The sequence below is a fragment of the Sorangiineae bacterium MSr11367 genome, assembly GCA_037157805.1.
GTDB lineage: Bacteria > Myxococcota_A > Polyangia > Polyangiales > Polyangiaceae > Pendulispora > Pendulispora rubella.
In genome coordinates, this window is sequence record CP089983.1 from 11,197,261 (window position 1) to 11,220,394 (window position 23,134).

Here is a 23,134-nt window from a genome sequence, read left to right on the forward strand (position 1 = left end):
GTCGTTCAACGCCCGTGAGCCGGGCCGCTCAATACGACTTCGGAAGCCGCAAGGAGTGTTGGGCGATGTAATTCAGAATCATCTCGGCGCTCACCGGAGCGATGCGGAGTAGACGCGCCATCCACCACAAGTCCGAAATGCCATATTCGAGCGCAATGCCATTGCCGCCGTGGGTCTGAATGGCCGCGTCCACCGCGTGGTTCGCGGCCTCCGCGGCGGCGTATTTGGCCATGTTCGAGGCCTCGCCGGCGCCTTTGGCCTGCGCATCGAAAAGGGCGGCCGCTTTTTGGGTCATCAAGCGCGCGAGCTCCACCTCGATTTTCGCCTTGGCGAGGGGATGGGCGATGGCCTGGTGCGTGGCGATGGGCACGCCCCACACGGCACGCTCGCGCGCGTAGGCCGCCGCTTTGTCGAGCGCGCGCAGGGCCACACCGTTGATGAGCGCTGCGAGGATGATGCGCTCGGGGTTGAGCGCGTCGAAGACGGCGGTCAGGCCTCCCACCTCGCCGCCGATGAGCCGATCGGGCTCGATGGCGACGTCCTCGAAGAACAGCGTCCACTGCTTCTCCGGCCCGAGGTAGGGCATCGGGATGGGCGTTCGCGTGAAGCCGGGCGCGTCCACGTCGACGATGCACAGGCAGGGCAATCCGAGCTCGCCGCTCGTGTCGTCGCGCATGCGCGCCACGACCAGAACGGCGTCGGCGCTCTCCACGCCGGAGATGAACGTCTTCTGCCCCTTTAGGACGTAGCGACTTCCCTCCCGCCGCAATTCGGTGCGCAGTTGGTGCGAATTGGAGCCGGCGTCCGGCTCGGTGATGGCAAATGCCAATTGCGTAGTCCCCGCCGCAATGCCGCGAAGCCAGCGCGTCTTCTGCGCGTCCGTGGCGTGCCGCGCGAGGATGGATCCCGCCATCGCAGAGGATACGACGAGCATCAACGTCGAGCCGCCCGACGCGGCGGCCTCTTCTCCGACGATGCAGAGCCCGGCCATGCCAAGGCCGCCGCCGCCCCATTCCGTCGGGATGTTCGCGCCGACGAAGCCGGCCTTGGCCAGCGCATTCCACATGGCCGCAGGCGGCTCGCCGCGCTCGTAACAGTCCCGCGCGTAACGCTCGCCGAACGAGTTGCAGATGCCTCGCACCGCCTCCCGAATGGCGATTTCGTCTTCGGCCGGAACGAGGGACATGGATACGGCGGACTGGGCGCTCATCCGGGGCTCCTTTCGTCGAAACTGAATGACTATTCAATTCTATTGCATGAACATTCAATCGACACAAGAACCTTCGTGTGCGAGCGTGATCGCCATGCCCTCCCATGCAGGCGCACGCACCTCACCCCGCTCCGCGCATCCACCGCGCGCTTCGCTTCTGCCGGTGCTTCCTGCCTCCCCCACGGGCGCGGCCCTCACGCGGGAAAAGCTCCTTCAAGCCGCCCACGAGCTCTTGTTCGAGCGCGGCGGCGCCGAGCCCTCCGTCAGCCAAATCTGCCGGCGCGCCGGGGTGCAGGTGGCCATGGTGAGCTACTGCTTCGGTGGCAAAACGCAGCTCTTGGAGGCCCTGGTCGAGCGGGCCACCATGGGGGTCGTGGCGGAGCTCCAACGCTTCGCCGCCCAGAAAGGGCTAGAGCCCGAAGAGATGCTCCGCCGCCACGTGGCGGCCATGGTGAGAAACTGGGTCCGCTTTCCCTACCTCATGCAGCTCATCGAGCGTGCGCACGCCGGCGATCCCCAGGTGGAGCGCATCACCACGATCTTCGTCGGGCCCGCGCTCGAATTCTACCGCGGCCTGTTGGCGAGGGGCGCCAAGGCCCGCAAATTCCGCAAGGTCGATCCGACACTGTTTTTCTTCTCGATCGTCGGCTCGTGCCAATTCCTCTTCACGGCGCGTTCGCTCTTGGCCACGAGCGGAGAGGCGTTGAACGAGGACCTCGTCGAGCGTTTCATCGAACACACGGCGGAGCTCCTCGTTCGTGGGATTTCATTGAAGTAGCGCCAACGGTTCGTTGGCTCAGAGTGTCTTCAGGTATTCGAGCAGGGCCTTGCGTTCGGGGTCGGTGAGCACCTTCGTATATGCGTGGCCCTGGTTACCCTTGCCATACCCGTGCGTATTGAACACCGCGCGCTGCGCGACGGCGTCCGGGGCCGGCGGAAAATAGTCGGCGAAGGACTTGAACGCGTCCGTGGCCAGATCGAACACCGTCGGCACCTTGGTGTACGGGCCCAGGCGGCAGCTCAAATAGCCCGGGCCGGTGACGTCGCTGCACTGCAAGGGGCTATATTTCCACCCCATCTTGTCGAAGTCGTACGCGGACAGCGACGTGTCGAAACCAACTTCGCCCTTCGGATTGGCTTGCGAGGCGGGCGCCAACTGCCGGCGCCAGACATCGGGACGATCCGACGGCTTGAGCACGTCCCAGAGCGAAGGCACGCTACCGTTGTGGAGATAAGGCGCCGCTGCCCACACCCCGTGAAGCGGTTGCGCCGTGTAACCGATGATGGGCAGCGGCGAGCAACCATCGTTGGCCGGACGAACCGGCTCACCACTGTTGACGACCCCCATCAACTGATTCTGCAGCGGCGAGAGCTTCTCCGGTGGAATGAAGCCGGGCAGGGCGTCGGGGTAGAACATCCACAACATGCTGGCCACACTCGCCACTTGATCCTGCGGAATCAACGGACGCGCCCCGAGACCATTGAAGAGATCGGAATCCGCCGAGTCGGTACCGACGACCGCCTGCGGCGCGACGTAGCCCGCATAGCCGACCAGCCGCGGATCGGGCAGATATCCAGGTTGGTGCGCGAAGTACGGTGAATAAACACCGTGGCAGCCCGCGCACGAGCCATTGCCGCCGGCGGGGCGCTCGATGTCGGCGTTGGCCCCGTCGGCCCACAAATTCTTGCTGTGAAAGAGAATGGCGCCTTGCTCGGCCAGCGGCCTGTCGATGCAGTACGGGCTGTCGGCAGGGCCGGGGCTGCCGTCGGCATTCGAGCAATGACCATGAGGATATTTCGGCGCCTCGACGGTATTGAGCCAGATATCCAAATCTTGGAAGTCTCCCTCGCGGCGCTTGCTCCAGTATCCATCGTATTTGTTCGTCGACGACGGGAAGTAGTTCCCGCGCGAGCTCCCCGCGCTGCCGAAGCCCGTCCACAAGTAGCGTGTCTTGTTGTGGGTCCACCACCAGGCCGGGGTCTGCTGATCGCCGCCGGTCAGGGGAACGGTTGGCATGAGTTTGCCGAGATAGGCAGGTTCGGCGATCTTGGCTCGCCAGTCCAAGGTGCCGAGCTCCCGAAAGAGAAGCACATTGACGATCTCCTGGTCGGCGGCGTTCACCCCCCGCGAGCGATTGGCCATGTACCCGGGATTGTCGAGCACGACCTGAATCGAGTTTCGACCGTACACACCATTGGCCCGGTTGGCATCGTAGTAGAGCAGGCCGAGATCGATGTTCGTGCCCGGCGCGCCCGCATAAAAACCCATGGGCAGGCTGCCGGTGATTTCGGGGTGGCCATGGTTTCGGAAGTAGTTGCTCGCATCGCCCGAGACCTCGCCGTTGCCCATCTGCCCGAGATGGCATCCGTAGCAGGTGGCGCCCACCACACCGGTCCAGCGGCCGTTGGCATCCTTGGTTTGCACGAAACCGAGCGGACCTTGCACACTACCGCCGTTCGTCCGATTCGGGTCTTCCCCGGGCATGGGAAACGGATTCGGATAGGGACTGGGCGGGTAGCCATAGCGCGCATGCATCACCTTCGACAGCAACGCGGTTGCTGCCTGCGGATCCGTCGGGATCGTGTACCCCAACGAGGTGATCATGTTCCATACGCCGTCCACCGTGATCAAATCGCCAGTGATCGGATTGGAAAAGATGTACGTTCGCCCGCGCTCCACGGCCGCACGCCATTCTCCGCACGTCGCCGGCCGCGGCTTGGCCGAGTAAATCGGCGCCTTACCCTGTGCGACGAGCAGGGCATTCTGCTTGGCCTGGTTCTCGAGCAACGTATCGTTGGCGCAAACCTTGTATGGCGCATTGTAGAACACGGCGTAATTTGGATTACCGATGCGACTGCCCGAGATGAGCTCACGCGGGTCGAGGGGCAACGGCTCGGAGTCCGGCTTGTTCTCGCAGAACTGGGCGGCGTAATTGCGTCCTCCGTTGCTCGCGAGATTGCCCAGCAACGGATACGTGGGCGGCGGTGGCGGCGGCTCCCCGCCGAAGTCGCAATGGGCCGGATCGTCCCAACAGGCGAGGAGCATCTTCATGTCTTGGTAGGCCGCGCTGGTGGTCGCCCACGGCGCCCCACCGGAGTGCGCGTGCTGGCCGGACGCATTTTGCAAAATGAGATTGGAATCGACCCCCTTCCCGAGATTCGTCCACGACGTTTGCAAATTGCGGTAGTCGTCCACGGTCACCGGGGACAGCATCATCCTGCGGCCCTCCGGCTTGTCGGCCACGCCGCCCGGCACGTGGCAGGTGCGGCAGTACCCAAGGTTGGGTTGCACCCGCGCGGCGAAGAACTCTTCGGGACTGCCGACGGCCGCCACCGAGGTGGACGTTCCTCCGTCGTCGCCGCCGTCGTGGCAGGCGGCAATGATGCCCGTCGTCACGACACCGGCAAAGCACAAGTGTGAAATCCCACGCTGCCTTATGTCTGCCATCATCCCACCTCCCTCGAAACCCGGGTTCTTCTCGTTGGTTCACGCATTCTCGAACCGGTGGGCGGCGCGTCGTGAGGGAGGGGTGTGCCAAAGTACTTGTCATTTCGCGCCAACAGGAAAGATTGGCCATGACGGTTAAGAAGAGATGAAACGGCAAGACCTCACACGCCCCATCGTGCCGATCGTCTACGGGGTGCTCATCCTCGATCTCGCGCTCGAGCGAGGTGCCACGCGCGCCGCGATGCTTTCGGAACTTGAGATTCCGGAGACCGTGTGGAACACACCCGACGCGCGACTCTCCCTCGTGCAGCTCGATCGCTTGCTCTACCGCGCCGTGCGCCTGACGGGCGACGGCGCACTCGGTTACGAGATCGGTTTTCGCTGTGGCGTCACCATGCACGGGCTCTTCGGGCTCGGGGCGATGAGCCTCGGATCCATCCGCGAAATGGTGGCATTCGGAATCAAGTTTCTACCGGTGCGTCTTCCCAATGTAAAATTGTCGCTCATCGAAGGAAGGCCGAGGAGCGCACTCGAGGTGGCAGAGGCAACGTCCCTCGGATCCCTTCGCCGACAGACCCTCGAGATCGCCTTGGTGGGGGCGATGCATCTCGCCACGGAGATCCTGGAACGGCGGCGCCCGGGCTCGGACGCCGATCTCGAACTATGGTTCGACTATCCCGAACCCGAGTACTACGCATCGTATCGTTCCCGCCTTCCGCCCGCACACTTCGACATGGCGGCCAACCGCCTTTTCTTTCCCACGGAGTTGCTCGATCGTCCGTTGCGCGCGTGCAATCCGATCACCGCGGAAATGATGCGCCAGCAGTGCGAGCGCGAGCTGGCCTTGCTGGGGCTCGAGGGCGATTTTCCGAGCCGCGTGCGGGCCGCGCTGCCCAAGCCGGGCGGCGGATACCATAGCGCCTCGGAGGTGTCGGCCCGCCTGTTCGTCTCCTCGCGCACCTTGAAACGGCGCCTCGCGGAACACGCCACGAGCTTCCAACGCGTGCTCGACGAGCTCCGCCAGCACGAGAGCATGCGCCTCCTCCAAGACCCCGCACTGGCCATCGAACACGTGGCCGAGCGGCTTGCCTATGCCGACCCGGCCAATTTTACCCGCGCCTTCCGCAAATGGATGGGGATCACCCCCAGCGAATACCGAACCCAGTTCCTGAGCCGGGCCCGCTGATCGCTATTTCTTTTGGCAGAAGCCGATATTGCATGCCGGTGCGTCGGACGAGCATTCGGATGGCCCGCCGCAGGGTTTGCAATCCTTGGGCGCGGCGCCGCCAACCTTGCTCTCGTAGTAGCAATGGCATTGAAAATCGGGCTCCGCCGATTTGAGCTGCCCCATTTCCGTGTCGCGGCTCACCGACATCGCGCAGAGCGGGACGAAGCCTCCCGCGATGGTGGCATCGAGAAGCGCTTGGTTCGGAACGGCGAACGGCAAGAGAAACGCGGCGGCGGCCGGCGACGGCTGGCTATTTTGTAGCTTGGTGTAGAGGTGGATGGGGCCCCACAGCGGGTAATGGCCATCGCGCACGTTCTTCTTGTCGTTGGCGGCGGGCGACGAATCGGGCAAGAAGCCGGCAATCTGGCCCCTGGCCTGGAAGTAGAGGATGTGCAACCCCGCTTTGACCTTGTCGGCGAGGTCGAGCGACATCGTGCCGATGGTCTTCTTCGCAACGTCCACGCTCGCCGTGAGGATCGCATCGCGCATGGCGGGCCCCGTCTTCTTGTCGACCCCCCACCAGCGCGTGGGCGGCACGTCGATGCCGCGCGAGAGAATGTTGTTCGTCCCCGTCGTCGCGCTTCGGTTCCAAATGAAGTTGGGATCGATCCAAGGTTTTGCGACGCCCCCGTTGCCGCCCATTCCAAACACCATGTGCGCGGCTTCCGCACTGATCGCACGCTGGTCGGACCCCGGTGGTGTGGCGAAGACCATGGCTTGGATCGGGCCGGTCGAGTGACCAATGCTCGCAAATGCCCCGGCACCGGGAACCCACGCAGCATTTCCGCAGCTCGCCGCGAAGACGTCCGATTCTCCGACGTCGGTCGTCTCACCGTTGGGGTCGGGACTATTCGGCCCAGATCCCAAAAGGCACGGCGTGCCGTTGCCGTTCGCATCGTAATACGACGCGGGGCTTTGCGAGGCGTTCGTCGGATTTCGCATGAGCGTCTTGGCCGGCGTATCGAAACCTGCCGCCGCCGCTCCGGCGCAGGAGCTCGTGGGCTGCCACACGATGGTGTAACCACGCGCGTGCACGAGCGGCGCCATCGCCTGGATGAAGGGCGTGAAGTTCGTCGAGCCCTGCATGTAGATGACTTTGGGGCGCTCGTTCGCGTCGTAGCACTTTGCGGTCGGCAAATTGACCCCGCCGTCGGAGGGCGGTTCACTTCCCGCGTCGGGCGGGTCGACCAGCGCGGCGGGATCGTACGCGGCGCCATCGCACAGGCCGAGGCTATGGCAGTTGTCGTACTGTTTGAAATCGGCCGTCGTGCACTGATTGTAAAACTCGAGGTCGGTCTTGGGGGTCCCGCTGAAACACCCGGGCGGACCGAGGCCGGCATCCGATTGGGAGGCGACCTTGCATACGTTTTCCACGCACGTTGCGGATTGGGAGAAATGTTTGCACTCGCCGTCCGACGAACATTGCTTGGAGTCGCGATCCAAGAGCGCGGTGCATGCGCTCGCGGCCAGCAACGAGGCCGTCGCGAAGGCAAAAACGACGATACCGCTACGATGGAGATGCATGAAACCTCGCCTCAAAAAGAGCCGGAGAACCGGATGCCCGTCGGGGCGACGCTGACCTTGGCTTCGTTCTTCGAAGGGAGCGTCAGGGTCCAATAGAGCGATACGCCGGCCGCGACGAGGGTCAATCCACCCAAAACGTCGGTTGTCACGGCAAACGTGGTCGCTTTCGATGCTTTCGAATCAATGTCGGATTTGTCGGCAGGGTACGCGTCACGCGCCGACTTCAGATCCGAAGCGCTCTTTAGCGCGAAAATCCCGGTTACCGCCGTCGCGGCGGCGAGGGCCGCCGTGACCGTCCAGCCAATCACGACGGGGCCGCCCTGCGATTCGCGCGGCTTCGCGTCGGCGTTCTTGGCCGGAGCAAGCACGGGCTCTTTCGGAACGGCCGCGGGGGTCGGCTCCAAGGCGTCGAGCCGAACGTCGACGCTGACGTTCTCGCCCGCCGCGACGTCGATCCATTGGGTCTTGGGATGGTAACCGCGCGCCGAAGCGACGAGCTTACGGCGGCCCACACTGACCGTCAGCGGTTTGCCAAGGCGCTTGGCCGCGACCTCTTCGTCATCGATCTGCAGCTCTGTGCCGGGCACATTGAAGTGAATGTCGAGCCGGCCCACGCGCGATTGGAGTGTGGCAACCACTTCGAGCACCTCGGGACGGTGCGACTCCCCTCCTTCGCTGAGGTACTGCTCGAAGGTGGAGAGAGCCTGCGCATAGCGCTGAAGCTGAAATTGCGCTTGGGCGATGTTGTAGAGAACATTCACATTGGGGGAGAGCTGGTAAGCCTGTTTGAACTCCACGAGGGCCGCCCCATAGTCGGCCTCCCCATAGAGTGTCACGGCGCGCTGAAAATGGGACCCCGCGGACTTCTTGTCGTCGGCGTGCGCGTGCACCGCGAGAAAGAGGAGCGCTGGCATCAGCAAAGCAGGACCGATGCGCCGGCCGCGCGCTGTTCGCGGCCGCCGACTCTCTAGACCGAGGCAGGTTGGATTCATTGGTTGCCGTAGGGGTTGTTGGGATCGATGGGCCGCATGGGCCGCTTTCCACCGGCGGGATCGACGTCGGTGGAGGCGGGGGTATGGGCAGAAGGAGTCGTGGGGGGTGCGACGGGGCTCGCCGCTGCATTGTTGACGGCTGCGCGCGCGCGCACCGGCGGGCGGGCATGTCCTACCACGGCGGCGGGCTGCCGCTCGAGGGCGATGTCGAGTGCGATATCGTCATTGCACACGACCTCTTCGAGCTTTGGAACGAAGCCGTCCGCATTGGCTCCAATGGTCAGCGCTTGGCCGGCAGGGCATCGCGAGGAGTAGGGAGCCTGCGCCCTAAACCCGTCGATGGTGAGTTTCGCATTGGGAGGCGTCGTGCGCACGACGAGGGCAAATGTGTTCGGCGGCGTGGGGCTCGGCGCGACGGGCGGCGACGAGCCGCTGGGTGCGACGGTTGATTGTACCTGCACGGGAGCCTCGGGTGCCGCGGGAGCACCCGTTTTCGAATGAAAGACGAAATAGCCGGTACCCGACAAAGCGAGCACCGACAAAGCGCCTGCGAGCATGCGCCCCGTCTTGTGGCCACCTCGCTCGGGCGCGAGGGCCTCGACCGCGGGGGATCGGGTGACGGGCCAGCTGATCGACTTGCTCGACGACGTGAGCTGGGAATTTCCTTGCTGCGGGGTGATGACCGCGAGGCGATCGCCCTCGCCATTCTTCAAATCCTGCAGCGCGCGCTCGAGGATGCGGCGCAGCCGCTCGCGCTCTTCCTTGAAGGCCTCGGCGATGGTGACGCCGATCTCGCGCAGGGAATTGACTTTGCCGGGCTGGCCCGCCAGGTACGTCTCGAGGGCCAAATGAAGGGCTTCGGCCGACTCGTACCGTTCGGCAGGGTTCGGGGCGGTGGCCTTGTCGCAGATGTTCGCAAGTTCGTCCGAGATGTCCGAACAGGCCGAGCGGATGCGGGGAACCTCCCAGTTGATCAGGCTGTGGAGTACGTCGACTTCCTTGGACCCCCGCCAGAGCGGACGGCCCGCGACGGCCTCCCAGAGCATGGCGCCCGCGGAGAACACGTCGACACGCGCATCGTACTCCCGGCCGTGAACGAGCTCGGGCGCGAGGTAGGCTACCTTGCCTTTGAGCACCCCGGTTCTCGTCTCCAGCTGGGTGTCGGCGGCCTTCGCGATGCCGAAATCGAGGACTTTCACCTCGCCGGCGTAGGTAATGAATACATTGTGCGGACTGACATCACGGTGCACCAGCCCGAGGTTGGCGCCATCGTAATCCGTGAGGGTGTGCGCGTAGTGCAGCCCGCGCAGCATCTCGATGATGACCCGGAGCAAGGCCTCCGAGGACAATTTGCCCTTCGCCCGCCGGTGAATCGTGGCGAGAGATTGCCCCTGCAGGTACTCCATCGCGATGTAAGGACGGTTCCCTTCCTGGGCGACCTCGATCGTTTGCGCGACGTTGGGGTGCTGGAGGCGGGCCGCGAGGCGCGCTTCCTCGACGAACATCGAGAGGATCGCAGGATCGTCGACGAATTCGGGCTTCAACTCTTTGATGATGAGAAGCTTGCTGAAGCCGCCAGGCCCCTGCACGCGGGCAAGGTACACGATCCCCATGCCGCCACGCGCAAGCTCCGCCACCAATTCATACCGGCCAATCCGCATTCAAATCCCCATATTGCGGAATCCCGGACGGTAGCAGGGATTTTGCACACTGGAAGTATATCGAACGGTGAACATCGTCCCCCATCGCATGTCGCGATCGCACCCGTAGCCCGACGGGAACCTACTACGTCGAACGTATTCATGCGCTGCGCGATTTCAAGGATCTTCGAACTTCGACGTCATGACGCCAGGTACGGCATATCTTTCCGGCGCGGAGACATCGTCGTCCACGGCTTGCTGGTCGCTGGCGTTACCACCTTTTGAATTAAAAAAAATCAGTGTGTACGGGCGGCCAGAATTGAATCGTATTTATGGCGTATCCTGGCAATTAACTAACGGCTTGAGATTACGTTCCGAATCGAAACTCTCGCGAAAGGCGAGCAGCGGCAACGGGAAAATCCCGGCGAGGCCGGCGCCCTTGCCAGCTGCATGACACGAGGGACGCCGAAAGCTATTGCGATCCTCGTCCTCAGAACCGAACCTGGCGCCGGCCCCGCCGGGATTACCTCGCTGCCGCGGTTCGACCGCACCGAAACTTTCGGAACTTTGGCGAGATCAAGGTCCGTAGCGTCGCCAATTCAACGAAGTACGCCACGGTGAGAGCCCCTCCGACGCGTCGGTCAGGTCCATTCTAATTGAATATCGAATTCGTCAAAGACGGCGCACTCCGTGCAACATCGCCGCGCACCTACGAGGTTGACGCGACGTTGTCGAACACGAGCCCCCTCCCGCCGAGAAGGGCGATGGGATCGAAGGGGCCGCCCAGCTCCGGGCTGGTGGAGCGCGGGACGAACAAGATGCATGGCTCGGGACCCGAGAGGACACAGGGAACCAAGAAGCCGTACCGGACCATGTCTTTCACGTTTTGAACGGTCTGCTCGAGGGGCACGTGGCTGGGCACGACACCGCCGGCGGTGAGGCCATGTGCGTACTCACGGACGGCCGATTCCAGCCGCGGTCGCTCCGCGTCCTTGTCGCTCCGAGAGCGGCCGTTCGCCGTTTCCAACATTTGCTCCAACGCCGTCACCTTGCGGCCCGTACTTACTTTGACTGGCGTCAAAAGAACAGAACAGAGCCGTGCGGGGCTCGAATTACACGGCGCGGCCCGTGCGCAGGGCCTCCGCCCAATCGGGGCGCCCATTCTTCGATGCGACCCTGGCCGCGGTATCCCAGTCGTAGGCCACGCCGATAAGGTCCACCGAGACGGTCGTCCCTACGCTGACGATGGCGTACCGCGCGTGGGGGCTTCCCGTTTCCATTCGATGGGGATGCGGCCGAACATCGGAATATGCGGGCAGACCCACGCTGCCCGGGTTGACGATGACGAGGGCATCGAGCTGGATCAATCGCGGGATATGTGTGTGCCCGCACAACAAGACGCGCTCGGTGACACCACGAACGAGTGTCGCGAGGCTCTCGCGATCACGCAAGGCGACACCGTGTTCGGTCACCTGTTCGAGCAGGTACACTTCATCGCTTTCGGGGGTTCCGTGACAAAGTCGCACATCCGCAACCGTGGCATGAGGAGCCAAGCTGCGCAGCCATGCGACGTCCCCCTCCGAAAGTGCGCCGCGCGTGAACTTCAGGGAACCGTGCAGGCTCGCATCCGCGTCGCTCTCGTAGATGACGCGGTCTTCGTTGCCCCGAATGTGGCGACTCGAAAGTCCAGCGTCGCGCAACAAGGCCGCCGTGCCACTTGGATCGAGCGGGCCATAAACGGCATCGCCAAGGTTGAGCAGCACATCGGCACCGCGGCGCCGTGCATCCTGCAAGACGGCATCCAGAGCCCACCGATTGCCGTGCACGTCGGAAACGACTGCGTACCGAATCATTCGGGGACAGTAGTCTCGGACGAGCTCCACGTCCAGAAGTGAGCCGGCGCAAGCGGAATGCCCGCGCAGAGGGAGAGCACCGGGCAAGGACTTGGTGTAGGCTGCCGCGTTCGGCGGGGGTCCGTGCCCGCGCGAGGGAGGGGACGATGAACCACGAGGACCGTGCGCAGCACCCGGGCTACGAATTGGACGACGACTACCCACTGTTCGACGTGAGCACCGACGATCTGACCATCGCCGACAGTGACACCTTCGGCTTCCTGCACCTGTCCGACTTCGCAGATCCCCTCCCCGACGATTTGCCCTGACCGCAGGACCAAGCGTGACGCCGCATGTGCTGATGCACCTGCTGCCGGCCATCGTGTTGGCCGCGGTGGGTCACATCGAGCGGGTGAACCGCATGCACGCCGCCCGCGAATACCGGCCCGCCCGACGCGGTCATCGGGAGCCCATGGCGGCCGTGTGCCCGGTGTACCGCGAAGATCCGCGCCTCTTCGATCGTGCCCTGCGCTCTTGGCGGAACAACGACCTGGCCGAAGTAGTCTGCGTCATCCACGAAGACGACATCGCCTGCATCGAGGTCGCGCGCGCCTGCGGCGTCCGGGTGATCACCGTCCCTCACCGCGACAAGCGGCAAGCGCTCAAGATCGGGTGGGAGGCGGTCACCGCCAACCTCGTCGCCTTGGTCGACTCCGACACGGTGTGGGCGCGCAACCTCGTGGACGTGGTCAGCGCGCCCTTCGCGGATCCGGCGATCGGAGGCGTGGCGACACAGTCGTTCGTTCTCGAACCGGTCACATTCTGGGAGCAACTTCGATGCGGCAAGGGACCAATCGCCGTGATGGCCGCGCAGACCGTCCGTGGCCGGGCACTTGGGTGCCTGCCGGGTCGGACCGCGGTCTATCGGCGCGAGCTGCTGCATCGAATCGGCCCCGACTTCGTGAATCAGTATTTCCTCGGCGTGCGCTGCGGCCCCGGCGATGACACCCGACTTGCAGCACTGACCCTTCGTGCGGGCTACCACACCGTCCTGCAGGCGAATGCTCACGTTTGGTCGCGTTTTCCCAACACGCTGGGGGGCATGCTCCGGCAGCGACTACGCCATCAACGCAACAGTTGGCGGGAGCACCTGACCGCCTTGACCGGGGGATGGCTCTGGCAACACGCATACCTCGCCCGTTGCGTCACCGTCTCGGTGGTGCTCCGTCTCGGATTTCTTCTTGCGGCGGTGTACTTCATCGTGCTGGCGGCATGCGGTGAGTTTTTGGCACCAGGCTTGGTGCTGACGGCATGGTGCGGTCGCCGAATCCTCGGCGCTGCGCGTTCTCTGCATCGTGCAGGCCGACCTCGGAGGGTGACCTTCGGCCTCCTTGCCGTCGATATCCTATCTCACGGCCTCGATGCTTTTGGCCTATTGACCCTTCGCCGCCAAGGTTGGCTCACCCGCGAAGAAGAACGCGAACATCGAATAATACCGTAGGGGCGTATCTCGCCCGAGCCGGCGATTCGTGAAGCGCGGTCTCGGAAAATGGATATTTTGACGGCCACCATGCTCGGCAAGCTTTTGCGGATTTCGCTGTTTGCTTTTTCCTTTGGTATCGGAGGGTGCGCGGGGGCTCACGGAGACGGCGCGTCGGCGAACGACAATTCGCTCGAGGTAACCGAACTGGGGGCCGCGCCCGGGCCGCTCTCCGCGGCCGAACTGGGGGCCGTGCCCGATCGCGCCCGCCTGCGGGCGACCAACCCGGAGCTCGACGAGGCCGCGTTCGAGATCAAGTGGCAGGCCGCCAAGAAGGACGCTTTCTCGTTCTTTCGCGCGTTCGATGCGGCATACCATGCGGACCTCGCCAGCGTGCCGCCATCCCGCGTGCCGGGTGGCGAGACTTTGTGCGTCGGAGACGCGCACCCCGAGAATTTCGGCTTCATGAAGCTGCCGAGTGGAACGCGCTTCGCCATCAACGATCTCGACGATGCCGGCTATTGCCCGGCGGCCTTCGACGCCGCACGCTTCTTTGCCGCGGTCACGCTCGCATACGGAAACGATGCGCTCACCAAACGCGCACTCGAGCGCTACGTCGATACGGTGAAAGACGCCTCCAGGGCGACCGGCATCGATTCCGATCTGGCGCCGAGCTGGAAAAAGAAGCGCGAGAAGGGCCTCACCAAGTACACGAAGGATGGCGCGTTCGTGCTCGGCGATGCCACCGACCTCTCGTCCCCCACCCCCGCCGACCGCGCGGCCACGGTATCCGCCATCGCCGGCGACCCACGCCTCGGCAACGTCACGGTGAAAGACGTCGCCGACTATGCCCGAACGACGGGCGGCAGCAGCGGCCTCCGGCGCATCTGGGTGCTGGTCGATTCCCCCTCCGCGCGCACCATTCTCGAATTGAAGGAACTCGCCTCGCCCGGGGTGACCTGGGGCCGGCACACGCGCACCCTTGATCCCAGCACGCGCTTCGACACCTTGAAGCGCGCATTCTGGAACGACGCCGATCCCGCCGACGTCTTCGGCGTCTCCCTTCTCGGAACGCACTTCATGCTCCGCGACCGACTCCTGCGCGACGCCCCCAACCTCGACGAGTTGGACGCCAGCGAGCTCGCCAAGGTCCTGGACGTGGAAGCGAGCCAGCTCGCCCTTCTCCACACGAGCGCATGGGCCACCGTGAAAAAGGCCCCCATGCGCACCTGGCTCCAAGGCACGTCCCAAACCCTGGCCACGCGCTGGAAAGAAGCCTGGAACGCAGCCTCCCATTGAGACGAGCGCCCACCCTTCGGTGGGCGCCCGGTCAACGGATGGCACCGGCCCTTCAGTTCCCCAAATCGCTCAGGAAGCGGTTCGTGTACGCAAGCGACGGGTTGGACGTCGAGCTGCAGGTCGACGACGTGGAGCCACCCGGGCACGGTGCGTCCCGATCCAGAGACCAGAAGTGGACACCCGCGAGGCCTTGCGATTTCACGTAGTTGCTGATCGTGTCGACGTCGGTGAGCGAGACCACCTCGCTCACCGTGTCGTTCTGTCCAATCATGGGCGTCAGCTCGATCTGGCTGGCGGCAATTCCATATGCAAACTGCAGATTCTGCACCGCCTGAATGGCCGATTGACCCATGTTGCACGTGCCGTTTTGGACCACGCACACCGACGGGGACGTGTTGCCGTAGTCCATGACCATCAAATTGATGGTGTAGCGCGGTAAACCGGCCGCCTTGATGGACTTCACGACCATGTCTCCCAGCGAATTCAACCCGCCATGGCTGCCGTCGGATGCGGCCAACGTGGCGAGGGTGAAGGAGAATCGCAGATTCGGGAATTGAGACTCGGCCGACTTCGTCTGTGCCACCAAGTTGTCGATATCGGATTGAGACAAGCCTCCTTCGATATCGTAATCGATGCCCACGAGGTGCGATGACATGTACTGGTTGATGAAGTTGGTCATACCGGACTGGCTGGAGCAACGGAAGGAACCGGCCGCGCCGCCGGTGGAAACCACGTAGCTCACTCCGTTGGAATCGAGCCCCGCGATGTTGGCGCTGGCAAAGGCACTCCGGGTTACCCCCGCCCAATTTTCACTGCCACACTCGCCGGTGGCGAAGGCCAAGGTGACGCCGCGAAGGTTGGACTTGCCAGGGATCAAGCCATTGCTGCCCACGAGCGGGATGACGGATCCGGTCACCGCGGTCCGCATCGCGCTGGTGTTCCAGTCCATATTGATCGAAATATCTTTGTATGGGCTGAAGAGGATTCCGCCAGGAGGAGGCGGTGGCGGAGGTGGCGGAGGTCCGGAATCGACGCCGCCACCACCGCTGTCCGTGCCTGCATCGCTCCCGCCGCCACCACCGCTGCAGGTGGCAGCCGTCCACAGGGCCGGTGTGGCCGGTGGTGTCCAATCGGCTTGGCTGGTGTGCGCCTGAAGGCATTGATAGGCGTTGCCGCCGTACAGAACGACCTTTCCCACGGAATAGGCAATACCCGCAGCCCAATCGGTGGCATTCGAGCAATCGACCGTCAGCGCGTCCTGGCCTTCGCCAGCCTCCGAGCGATCCGCCTGTTCACATCCAAAAGCCATGGACGCGACCAAGGTCGTGCCGAGTAGAACCGAATATAGACGCATTTTTGCGTGCCCCTTTCTCCTGCGCATCGAAGGAAACCGGGACGGTCCTCGAGCAGGCTCGCAACGCTCGGAGCAACGAAAGTACCAATTCCAAATTTCGCCGATATTCAGCTAAATCCCGCGCCCCAACGCGCTGCAGCTGGTCCAAGACCTGATCGCACGGATCACGCAACGTGATCGACGCGATCAGGGAGTCGCCACGAGCGGCCCGCGATCATCGGCGCGAGATAGCAGCATTTCTGAATTGGATGTAAAGAAAGACGCCCAGGCCGCGAGATAAGGTCGACGGTTTACCCATGCAACGATGATCGTGATCATCTCACGGTCGCGGGGCGCAGGTGGGTGGTCGCGGTGAGGGTTTGGCCCTAATACCGGCCTTGAATCCCGCAAAAAAGGCCCGTCTCGATGACTGCTTCGATTTCGACCGATTCCGTAGCGCCAAAAGCCTTTGGCGCACTCGCGCTGCGTGGATACCGCGCGTACCTGCTCACGTTCATGTTGACCATGATGGCCGACAACATCGAGCACGTGATAAGTTACTGGGTCGTTTTCCAGAAGTTTCACTCGCCCGCGCTCGGCGGATTCGCGGTGGTCTCGCATTGGCTGCCATTCCTCGCGTTTTCGGTGGCCATCGGGGCGCTCAACGATCGACTCGACTCGCGGCGTCTCATTCAGGCGGGGGCCGTTCTCTTCATCGTCGCCTCGGCGGGGTGGGGCTATTTCTTCGTCACCGATACGTTGCAAATGTGGCATGCGATGGTGCTGTTGGTCATTCACGGATGCGCGGGCGTCTTGTGGGTGACCTCGAGCCAGATGCTGCTCTACGACATCGTCGGCCCCGCCGCGCTGCCGAGTGCCGTGCGGCTCGCGGCCACGGCGCGCTACCTGGGTGTCCTCGTGGGGCCCGGCGTCGGCAGCGTGGTGATGCTCACACTCGGTCCAACGCGGGGCATCTTCTTCAACACCGTGTTTTACCTCCCCCTTCTCCTCTGGTTGATCGCGGCGCCCTACGGTCGCCACTTTCGCGGAGGCAGCTCCGCGCCAAAGCGCGCGGTGCGCGGGTTCGCGGACATCGTGCAGACCATCCGCGAGGTGCGCACCATTCCCCTCCTCGCGACCATGATTCTCCTCGTGGGCGGGGCATCGTTTTTCATCGGCAATAGCTACCAGGCGCAAATGCCCGGCTTTGCCAACGACCTCGGGCACGGCGATCCCGGAACGGCCTACACGATGCTGCTCGCCGCCGATGCCGCGGGAGCCCTGCTCGCGGGCATCGTGCTCGAGAGCCGCGGCGGCATCTTCAAAATGAGCCCGGGCGCCGCGGCGATGCTCGCCATGGGCTGGTCCGCCGCGCTCTTCGGTTTCGCGTTGGTGCACACGTATGCCTTGGCCATCGCGCTTCTCTTCCTGGCCGGCTTCTTCGAGCTCTCGTTCAGCAGCATGGCGCAAACGCTGGTGCAGATGCACGCGCCCGAGGCCACGCGCGGTCGCGTACTCGGCCTTTACAACATGGCCGCCGCCGGATTGCGGGCCTTCAGCGGCATCACGGTGGGGCTCGTGGGAAGCATCGTCAGCGTCCACACGTCGCTGGCCGTGGCCGCGGGTGCATTCGTATCGGTGAGTGCCATCCTGTTCGCACGATTGCGTGCCACGACGACCTGAGCGGACTTCGGCGTTCAGGGAATCGCCGCACGGAGCGCCGATGCGAGTGCCGACATCGACTCGAATCGGTCATCGCGCGTGCGTCGCAAGCATCTCTGCAGCACGGCCTCGACCGTCTGCGGAGGGGCCTGGAGGTGGGCACCAAGCGGAATAGGCTCTTTCGTCATCGCGTTGGCGAACAGCTCCAGCTCCGTGTTGCCGTGGAACGGCAAGCTGCCGGTGATGAGCTCGTACAACGTCACGCCCATCGACCAGACGTCGGTCCGCGCGTCGACGTCGGCGGACGCCATCATCTGCTCCGGCGCCATGTAGGCCGGGGAGCCCATGAGCGATTCGTTGGCCGTGAGGTTCGAGCGACTGCCGATGCCGGGATCCCCCGCGGCGATGCCGAAGTCGATGACCTTGATGACGCTCTCGTCCCCACCGGACGCGAGGAAGACATTCGAAGGCTTCAAATCCCGATGGACGACACCGAGCTCGTGCGCCTCGGCGACCCCTTCGCAGGCGTCCGCGCACCACGAGAAAGCGTCGTGCACGGGAATACGGCCGCTCACGCGGAGGAGGTTCTCGAGGTCCGAGCCTTCCAGCAGCTCGAGAACGAGAAACGGGAGCCCTCCCTCGCGCGCCCCGAGGTTGCCGACCTCGAATAGCTTGCCCACGTGCCGGGTGCGAAGGCGCATGAGCACCCGCGCCTCGCGCGCGAAGCGTTCGACGACTTGCTCGCTCGCCTTCCACTCGGGGAGCAGCACCTTGACGGCGACGCGCTCTCCGTCCGTGGCGCGCGCCTCGAAAACCGCACCGGTGCCGCCTTTGCCCAGCATCCGCGTCACCTGCCAGCGCCCGCCGACGATCGCGCCCGGCGCAACGGGAAAGTCTTCGCCGGACACGTTCGCCCCGGCGCGCTCCAGATCGCGTCGAAGCCGGAGCTCGCGCGAAATCTGACGGGCGAGGAGCTCGAGCGAGGAAATTTGCTTCTCGCTCAGCACCATCGGCTTGCGATCGGCGACCGAAAGAGCACCGACCGAGGAGCCGGCCTCCACGAGCAGCGGCACGCCCGCGTACGATCGAAGATACGGCGCTCCGGTCACCAGCGGATTGTCCGCAAAGCGCGGATCGGCGTGGGTGTCCGGGACCACGAGTGGGTGATGATGATTGATGCAGTGCCCGCAAAAGGAGAGATCGCGCGGCGTCCCGACCTCCTCGACGCCGACGCGCGCCTTGAACCACTGGTAGTCGGCGTCGACGAGGGTGATCAGTGCGATTTCGGTACCGCAGATCTCCGCCGCGAGGCGAGCGATGTCGTCGAACGCTTCCTCGGCCGGCGTGTAGATGATCTTGCAAGCCTTGAGTAGCGCGAGCCGCTTCGCCTCGTCGTCGGGAATGGGGGGCGTGAGCATGGGAGAAGGATAGCGGAGCACGGCGCGGCGGTTAAGCGACGAACCGGGCGCGCGACCGTTCGGGCTCGCTTGAGTCGATGCCGTTGCACCTCAAAATGCGCCTCCGCGGAGAGCCCAAGGGTACTACGGTGCCCTGCCGTGCTGCTCACTGTGTTGGCCTTGGTCGGTGTGGGGGTCATTGGTGCTTCGGGTGCGCTCGCCGCCGTGCGAGCTCGTCTCGACCTTTTCGGTGTCGTCGTTCTGGCCATGGTCACGGCGCTGGGCGGCGGCATCGCGCGAGACGTTCTTCTCGCGATCCGCCCCCCAACGTCGCTGGTCGATTGGCGCAACCTCGTGGTTTCCGGCGGGGCCGGATTGGCCGTGTTCTGGCTGCATCCCCACGTTGCCCGATTGCGCAAGGCCGTCTTGTTGGCCGACGCGGTCGGCCTCGGCCTGTTCACCACCGCCAGCACCGTCACCGCCCTCGACCACGGCGCCCCCATGCATACCGCTTGCTTGATCGGGATGATCGGCGGGATCGGCGGCGGCGTCTTGCGGGACGTACTTCTGCGCGAGATCCCGTTCGTCCTCCGCAAGGAAATCTACGCGCTCGCCGCACTGCCGGGAGCCATGGTGGTCACCCTCGGAGCGCGGTTCGCACTCCCCGCCGGCCCCGTATCCTTGGTGGGCGCCGCACTCATTTGCACCGTCCGCGTGCTCGCCCTCTGGCGACACTGGAATGCGCCCATCGCCGGCGGGGATGGCTAACGGCTAGTGCGGCGGGGGGTCTGGAAACTGGACGAACCCGAGAGGTTTCCACGTTTGAGTGCACGTGCTGTCGCATTTCCAATCGAGCGTCGCGGTGCTCGTGACGGTTCCGGCGGGGTCCGTGAGCCAGATGGAGACCTCGCCCGTATCGATGTTGTGCCAGGCCAGATCGGGGCCCGCCTTTCCATCGAAGTCGACTTGGCCTATGATTTTCCATTTCTGGGCGCACGTCGAATCGCAGCCCGAGCTTAGGTTGTAGCTACCCTTAACATGGTTCCGGTCCCCGGTTTGCCAGACCCCGAGGACCCCCGTCGATACGTTGTGCCAAAGGACACCGTTATAGCCAAACGTCCCAACGGCATACCAGTCCTGCGCGCAGCCGGTGCCCGTCGCGCATTCCCAATCGAGCGGCAGGGTGTCGACCACGGTCGTGTCGCGGAGCATCCATGTCGATAGTTCACCCGTGCCTGCGTTGTGCCATAACAAACTAGGATACTGATCAGGGAAGCACTGACCGGACGAACAAGGAACGGTCGTAGTCATCCGCCCAACGGGGCGCCAGCTCTGCGAACAGCCCGAGGATGCACTGCACGAAAAAGACAGAGGCCCTGGTGACGAGACACTGCCGTCCATGGCGATATCCCATTGCGAAACTTCGCCGGACACCGAATTGAACCAAAGAATACTGGGCCTGGAGGATCCCCCTCGGCTCGTATCGACGACCTTCCATTCGCTCTGGCAAGAGGGGCCGCAAGTCCAATTGAGGGCCAGGGTTCCCTTGACCTTGCTCCCATCCAGGAGCCACAATTCCACCGCTCCAGTCGAAACATTGTGCCAAGCCAACGCTCTTTGCCCGTATTCGGCAGCGAGATTCGCTTGCACCGTCCTCGTGTTTTCGACGGGCCCCGTGTTTTCGACGGACGAATCTCCTGAACTGCACCCGAAGCAGGCGGTCGCCGCCATCAACGCGGCAGTGTAACTCGCCCGAATGAAACGGGCACTTCGTATCGTTCGACGCATATCCTCATCCCCTTTTGTGATGACCACGCCCGTAACGGCAGTAAAATTCGGCGAGGCCCAAGGCGCTAGATTGGTAAACAAATCGTACCTTGGGCCATCGATCACGCGTTCTCTCTGGAACGATCCATTGTCAACAGTATGCTAGTGCGGCGGGGCGCCGGGGAACCGTAGAAAGCCGATGGGTTTCCACGTTTGAGAACACGTGCTGTCGCATTTGAACGAGAGGGTCGACGTGCCCGTGACGGTTCCCGCGGTGTCCAACTGCCAGATGGCAACTTCGCCCGTAACGATGTTGTGCCAACCCAGATCGATGCCGCCCTTTCCATCGAATTCGACTTGGCCAATGGTTTTCCATTGTTGGGCACAATCCGGACCGCAAGTCCATGATAGGTTTTGCGTTCCTGTAACTTCGTTGTTGTGCCCAGTCTTCCAGACCGAGAGATCCCCGGTCGATGCGTTGTGCCAAAGGAGGCCGTAACGGCCGAGCGGCCCAACGGCACGCCACGCCTGCGAGCAGCCCGTGGCGGCCGCGCATCCAAAACTGAAGGGCTGCGCTTCGAGGACGGTGTTTCCTCCGCCGAGCAGCCAGGCCGACACTTCGCCCGACTGTGCGTTGTGCCATACCAAATTCTCATAACGGTGCGTGACGCACGGGGTAGGGGAACAGGGCCTGCTCGTCTCCATTCGCCCGAGGGGGCGCCAGCCCTGCGAGCAGCCCGTGGCGGCACTGCACTGCCAATCCAGGGGACCTGACGCCGTGACGCTGCCATCCCTGGCGATGTTCCATTGCGAGACATCTCCGGACACCTTATTGTGCCAAAGGATGTTGGTCACGCCGTCGGCCGGAGGCGCCGTGTCGATGACCTTCCACTCGTTCTGGCAAGCGGGCCCGCACGTCCAATTGAGATCCATGGTCCCTTCGACTTGGCTGGGATTCTGGTCGTTGAGGAGCCACAAGGACACCGCGCCGGTCGAGACATTGTGCCAAGCCAACGCTTGTTGGCCGTATTTGGCTTCAAGGTTCGATTGCACCGTCCCCGTGTTTTCGCCAGGCTCCGTGTTTTCGCCGGACGAATCTCCAGAGCTGCACCCAAGGCAGGCCATCGCCATCATCAACGCGGCCGTATAACTCGCCCGGATGAAACGGGCACTTCCCATCATTCGATGCATATCCTGATCCCCTTTTATTTGTAATGAGCACACCGGTCGTAGCCGTGAAATCGTCGGGGCCAAGGCGCTCGATCCGTAAGAATCGAGTCTTGGGCCATCTCTCTTTGCCCCCCCCCTTTTATCAACCCCCTGCTAGGGCACGGGGGGGGTTGGAAACTGGATGAACCCGAGGGGTTTCCAAGTTTGCGAGCATGTACTGTCACATCGATACGAGAGGGTTGGCGTGTTCGTGACGCCTCCCTGGTTGTCCAGGAGCCAAATGGAGACCTCGCCCGTATCGACGTTGTGCCAGGCCAGATCGATGGTCCCGTTTTGATCGAAATCGACTTGGCCAATGGTTTTCCACTTCTCGGCGCATGTCGCGTCGCAACCAAAGGCCAACTTGTAGCTTTCTGTCACGTGGTTGTTCTGGCCGGTCTTCCAGACCGAAAGAACCCCCGTCGATACGTTGTGCCAGAGGACACCGCCAAGGCCGAGCGCTCCTACGGCACGCCAGGCCTGCGAGCAGCCGTTGCCGGCTCCGCATCGCGAGTCGAACGGCTGGCTCTCGAAAACCGTGTTTCCGCTGATCAGCCATGACGATAGTTCGCCCGTGCCGGGGTTGTGCCATGTCAAATTCGGATATCGGTACGAGACGCACGGATCGGGCGAACACGGCCTAATCGTCTGCATTCGCCCGACGGGATGCCAGACCTGCGAGCAGCCATCGGATGCAGCGCACCGCCAATCCAGAGAGCCTCCCGACGAGACGCGGCCATCCCTGGCGATGTCCCATTGTGAAACTTCTCCGGATACCTCATTGTGCCAAAGAATATTGGCGGCGTCGCTGCCCAGACTCGTATCGACGACCTTCCATTCGCTCTGGCAGGCGGGACCACAGGTCCAATCAAGGTCCATGGTTCCATCGACTTGGGAAGGATTCTCCAAATTCAGAAGCCACAATGACACCGTGCCGGTCGAAACATTGTGCCAAGCCAATGCTTGTTGCATGTATTTGGCACCAAGCTTCGATTGCACCGTCCCTGTGTTTTCGCCGGGCCCCGTGTTTTCACCGGTCGAATCTCCGGAGCTGCACCCAAGGCAGGCTGTCGCCGCCATCAGCGCGGCCGTGTAACTCGCCCGTATGAACCG

19 protein-coding genes are annotated in these 23,134 nt (G+C 63.5%); 7 read left to right on the forward strand and 12 right to left on the reverse strand.

Features of this window, described 5'->3' with window-relative positions:
- Positions 1–28: 28 nt before the first annotated feature.
- A complete protein-coding gene (locus tag LVJ94_43435; GenBank protein ID WXB03747.1) occupies positions 29–1,210 on the reverse strand; it encodes an acyl-CoA/acyl-ACP dehydrogenase in 1,182 nt (393 codons plus the stop codon).
- Between the two features lie 94 nt (positions 1,211–1,304).
- Here LVJ94_43435 and LVJ94_43440 point away from each other — a divergent pair, with 94 nt between their 5' ends.
- The gene (locus tag LVJ94_43440) at positions 1,305–1,988 is read left to right on the forward strand and encodes a TetR family transcriptional regulator (protein WXB03748.1); all 684 of its coding nucleotides are present in this window, start codon (positions 1,305–1,307) and stop codon (positions 1,986–1,988) included.
- Positions 1,989–2,006: 18 nt separating this feature from the next.
- On the opposite strand, the gene LVJ94_43445 is transcribed toward LVJ94_43440, so the two are convergent.
- A complete protein-coding gene (locus tag LVJ94_43445; GenBank protein WXB10840.1) occupies positions 2,007–4,607 on the reverse strand; it encodes a hypothetical protein in 2,601 nt (866 codons plus the stop codon).
- Positions 4,608–4,803: 196 nt separating this feature from the next.
- On the opposite strand from LVJ94_43445, the gene LVJ94_43450 reads away from it, so the two are divergent.
- On the forward strand, positions 4,804–5,844 hold the full coding sequence (locus tag LVJ94_43450; GenBank protein ID WXB03749.1) for an AraC family transcriptional regulator: 1,041 nt from the start codon (positions 4,804–4,806) through the stop codon (positions 5,842–5,844).
- A gap of 3 nt (positions 5,845–5,847) precedes the next feature.
- On the opposite strand, the gene LVJ94_43455 is transcribed toward LVJ94_43450, so the two are convergent.
- The 5 genes from LVJ94_43455 to LVJ94_43475 form a co-directional block, all read right to left on the reverse strand.
- Positions 5,848–7,410: a hypothetical protein gene (locus tag LVJ94_43455; GenBank protein WXB03750.1), complete on the reverse strand. Its 1,563-nt coding sequence runs from the start codon at positions 7,408–7,410 to the stop codon at positions 5,848–5,850.
- 11 nt (positions 7,411–7,421) lie between these two features.
- The gene (locus tag LVJ94_43460) at positions 7,422–8,324 is read right to left on the reverse strand and encodes a tetratricopeptide repeat protein (GenBank protein ID WXB03751.1); all 903 of its coding nucleotides are present in this window, start codon (positions 8,322–8,324) and stop codon (positions 7,422–7,424) included.
- A 74-nt stretch (positions 8,325–8,398) separates the two neighbouring features.
- Entirely contained in the window at positions 8,399–10,063 is a 1,665-nt protein-coding gene (locus LVJ94_43465) for a serine/threonine protein kinase (GenBank protein ID WXB03752.1), read from the reverse strand.
- A gap of 688 nt (positions 10,064–10,751) precedes the next feature.
- Positions 10,752–11,090 (reverse strand): hypothetical protein, encoded by a 339-nt coding sequence (locus tag LVJ94_43470; protein WXB03753.1) that lies wholly within the window; start codon positions 11,088–11,090, stop codon positions 10,752–10,754.
- A gap of 64 nt (positions 11,091–11,154) precedes the next feature.
- Positions 11,155–11,895, reverse strand: coding sequence for a metallophosphatase family protein (locus LVJ94_43475; GenBank protein WXB03754.1), 741 nt, complete (start codon positions 11,893–11,895; stop codon positions 11,155–11,157).
- Between the two features lie 146 nt (positions 11,896–12,041).
- On the opposite strand from LVJ94_43475, the gene LVJ94_43480 reads away from it, so the two are divergent.
- Genes LVJ94_43480 through LVJ94_43490 form a run of 3 tightly spaced genes read left to right on the forward strand, consistent with a single transcriptional unit; the run spans position 12,042 to position 14,653 of the window.
- Positions 12,042–12,203, forward strand: a complete 162-nt coding sequence (locus LVJ94_43480; protein WXB03755.1) for a hypothetical protein — start codon at positions 12,042–12,044, stop codon at positions 12,201–12,203.
- A 14-nt stretch (positions 12,204–12,217) separates the two neighbouring features.
- Positions 12,218–13,375: a glycosyltransferase gene (locus LVJ94_43485; GenBank protein WXB03756.1), complete on the forward strand. Its 1,158-nt coding sequence runs from the start codon at positions 12,218–12,220 to the stop codon at positions 13,373–13,375.
- A 48-nt stretch (positions 13,376–13,423) separates the two neighbouring features.
- The gene (locus LVJ94_43490) at positions 13,424–14,653 is read left to right on the forward strand and encodes a DUF2252 domain-containing protein (protein ID WXB03757.1); all 1,230 of its coding nucleotides are present in this window, start codon (positions 13,424–13,426) and stop codon (positions 14,651–14,653) included.
- A gap of 52 nt (positions 14,654–14,705) precedes the next feature.
- Here LVJ94_43490 and LVJ94_43495 read toward each other — a convergent pair whose 3' ends face one another.
- Positions 14,706–15,962 carry a glycosyl hydrolase gene (locus tag LVJ94_43495; protein ID WXB03758.1) on the reverse strand — a complete coding sequence of 419 codons (1,257 nt, stop codon included), beginning with the start codon at positions 15,960–15,962 and terminating at the stop codon, positions 14,706–14,708.
- Between the two features lie 450 nt (positions 15,963–16,412).
- On the opposite strand from LVJ94_43495, the gene LVJ94_43500 reads away from it, so the two are divergent.
- Positions 16,413–17,669, forward strand: a complete 1,257-nt coding sequence (locus LVJ94_43500) for an MFS transporter (GenBank protein ID WXB03759.1) — start codon at positions 16,413–16,415, stop codon at positions 17,667–17,669.
- A 14-nt stretch (positions 17,670–17,683) separates the two neighbouring features.
- Here the strand turns inward: LVJ94_43500 and LVJ94_43505 are convergent, their stop codons facing one another.
- Positions 17,684–19,066 carry a protein kinase gene (locus LVJ94_43505; GenBank protein WXB03760.1) on the reverse strand — a complete coding sequence of 461 codons (1,383 nt, stop codon included), beginning with the start codon at positions 19,064–19,066 and terminating at the stop codon, positions 17,684–17,686.
- Positions 19,067–19,204: 138 nt separating this feature from the next.
- On the opposite strand from LVJ94_43505, the gene LVJ94_43510 reads away from it, so the two are divergent.
- Entirely contained in the window at positions 19,205–19,813 is a 609-nt protein-coding gene (locus LVJ94_43510) for a TRIC cation channel family protein (protein ID WXB03761.1), read from the forward strand.
- A 3-nt stretch (positions 19,814–19,816) separates the two neighbouring features.
- Here LVJ94_43510 and LVJ94_43515 read toward each other — a convergent pair whose 3' ends face one another.
- The 3 genes from LVJ94_43515 to LVJ94_43525 all read right to left on the reverse strand — a co-directional run bounded on the left by LVJ94_43515 (position 19,817) and on the right by LVJ94_43525 (position 22,675).
- On the reverse strand, positions 19,817–20,257 hold the full coding sequence (locus tag LVJ94_43515; GenBank protein WXB03762.1) for a hypothetical protein: 441 nt from the start codon (positions 20,255–20,257) through the stop codon (positions 19,817–19,819).
- Positions 20,258–20,974: 717 nt separating this feature from the next.
- Positions 20,975–21,865 carry a hypothetical protein gene (locus LVJ94_43520; GenBank protein WXB03763.1) on the reverse strand — a complete coding sequence of 297 codons (891 nt, stop codon included), beginning with the start codon at positions 21,863–21,865 and terminating at the stop codon, positions 20,975–20,977.
- A gap of 270 nt (positions 21,866–22,135) precedes the next feature.
- Positions 22,136–22,675, reverse strand: a complete 540-nt coding sequence (locus LVJ94_43525; GenBank protein ID WXB03764.1) for a hypothetical protein — start codon at positions 22,673–22,675, stop codon at positions 22,136–22,138.
- Positions 22,676–23,134: the final 459 nt, after the last annotated feature.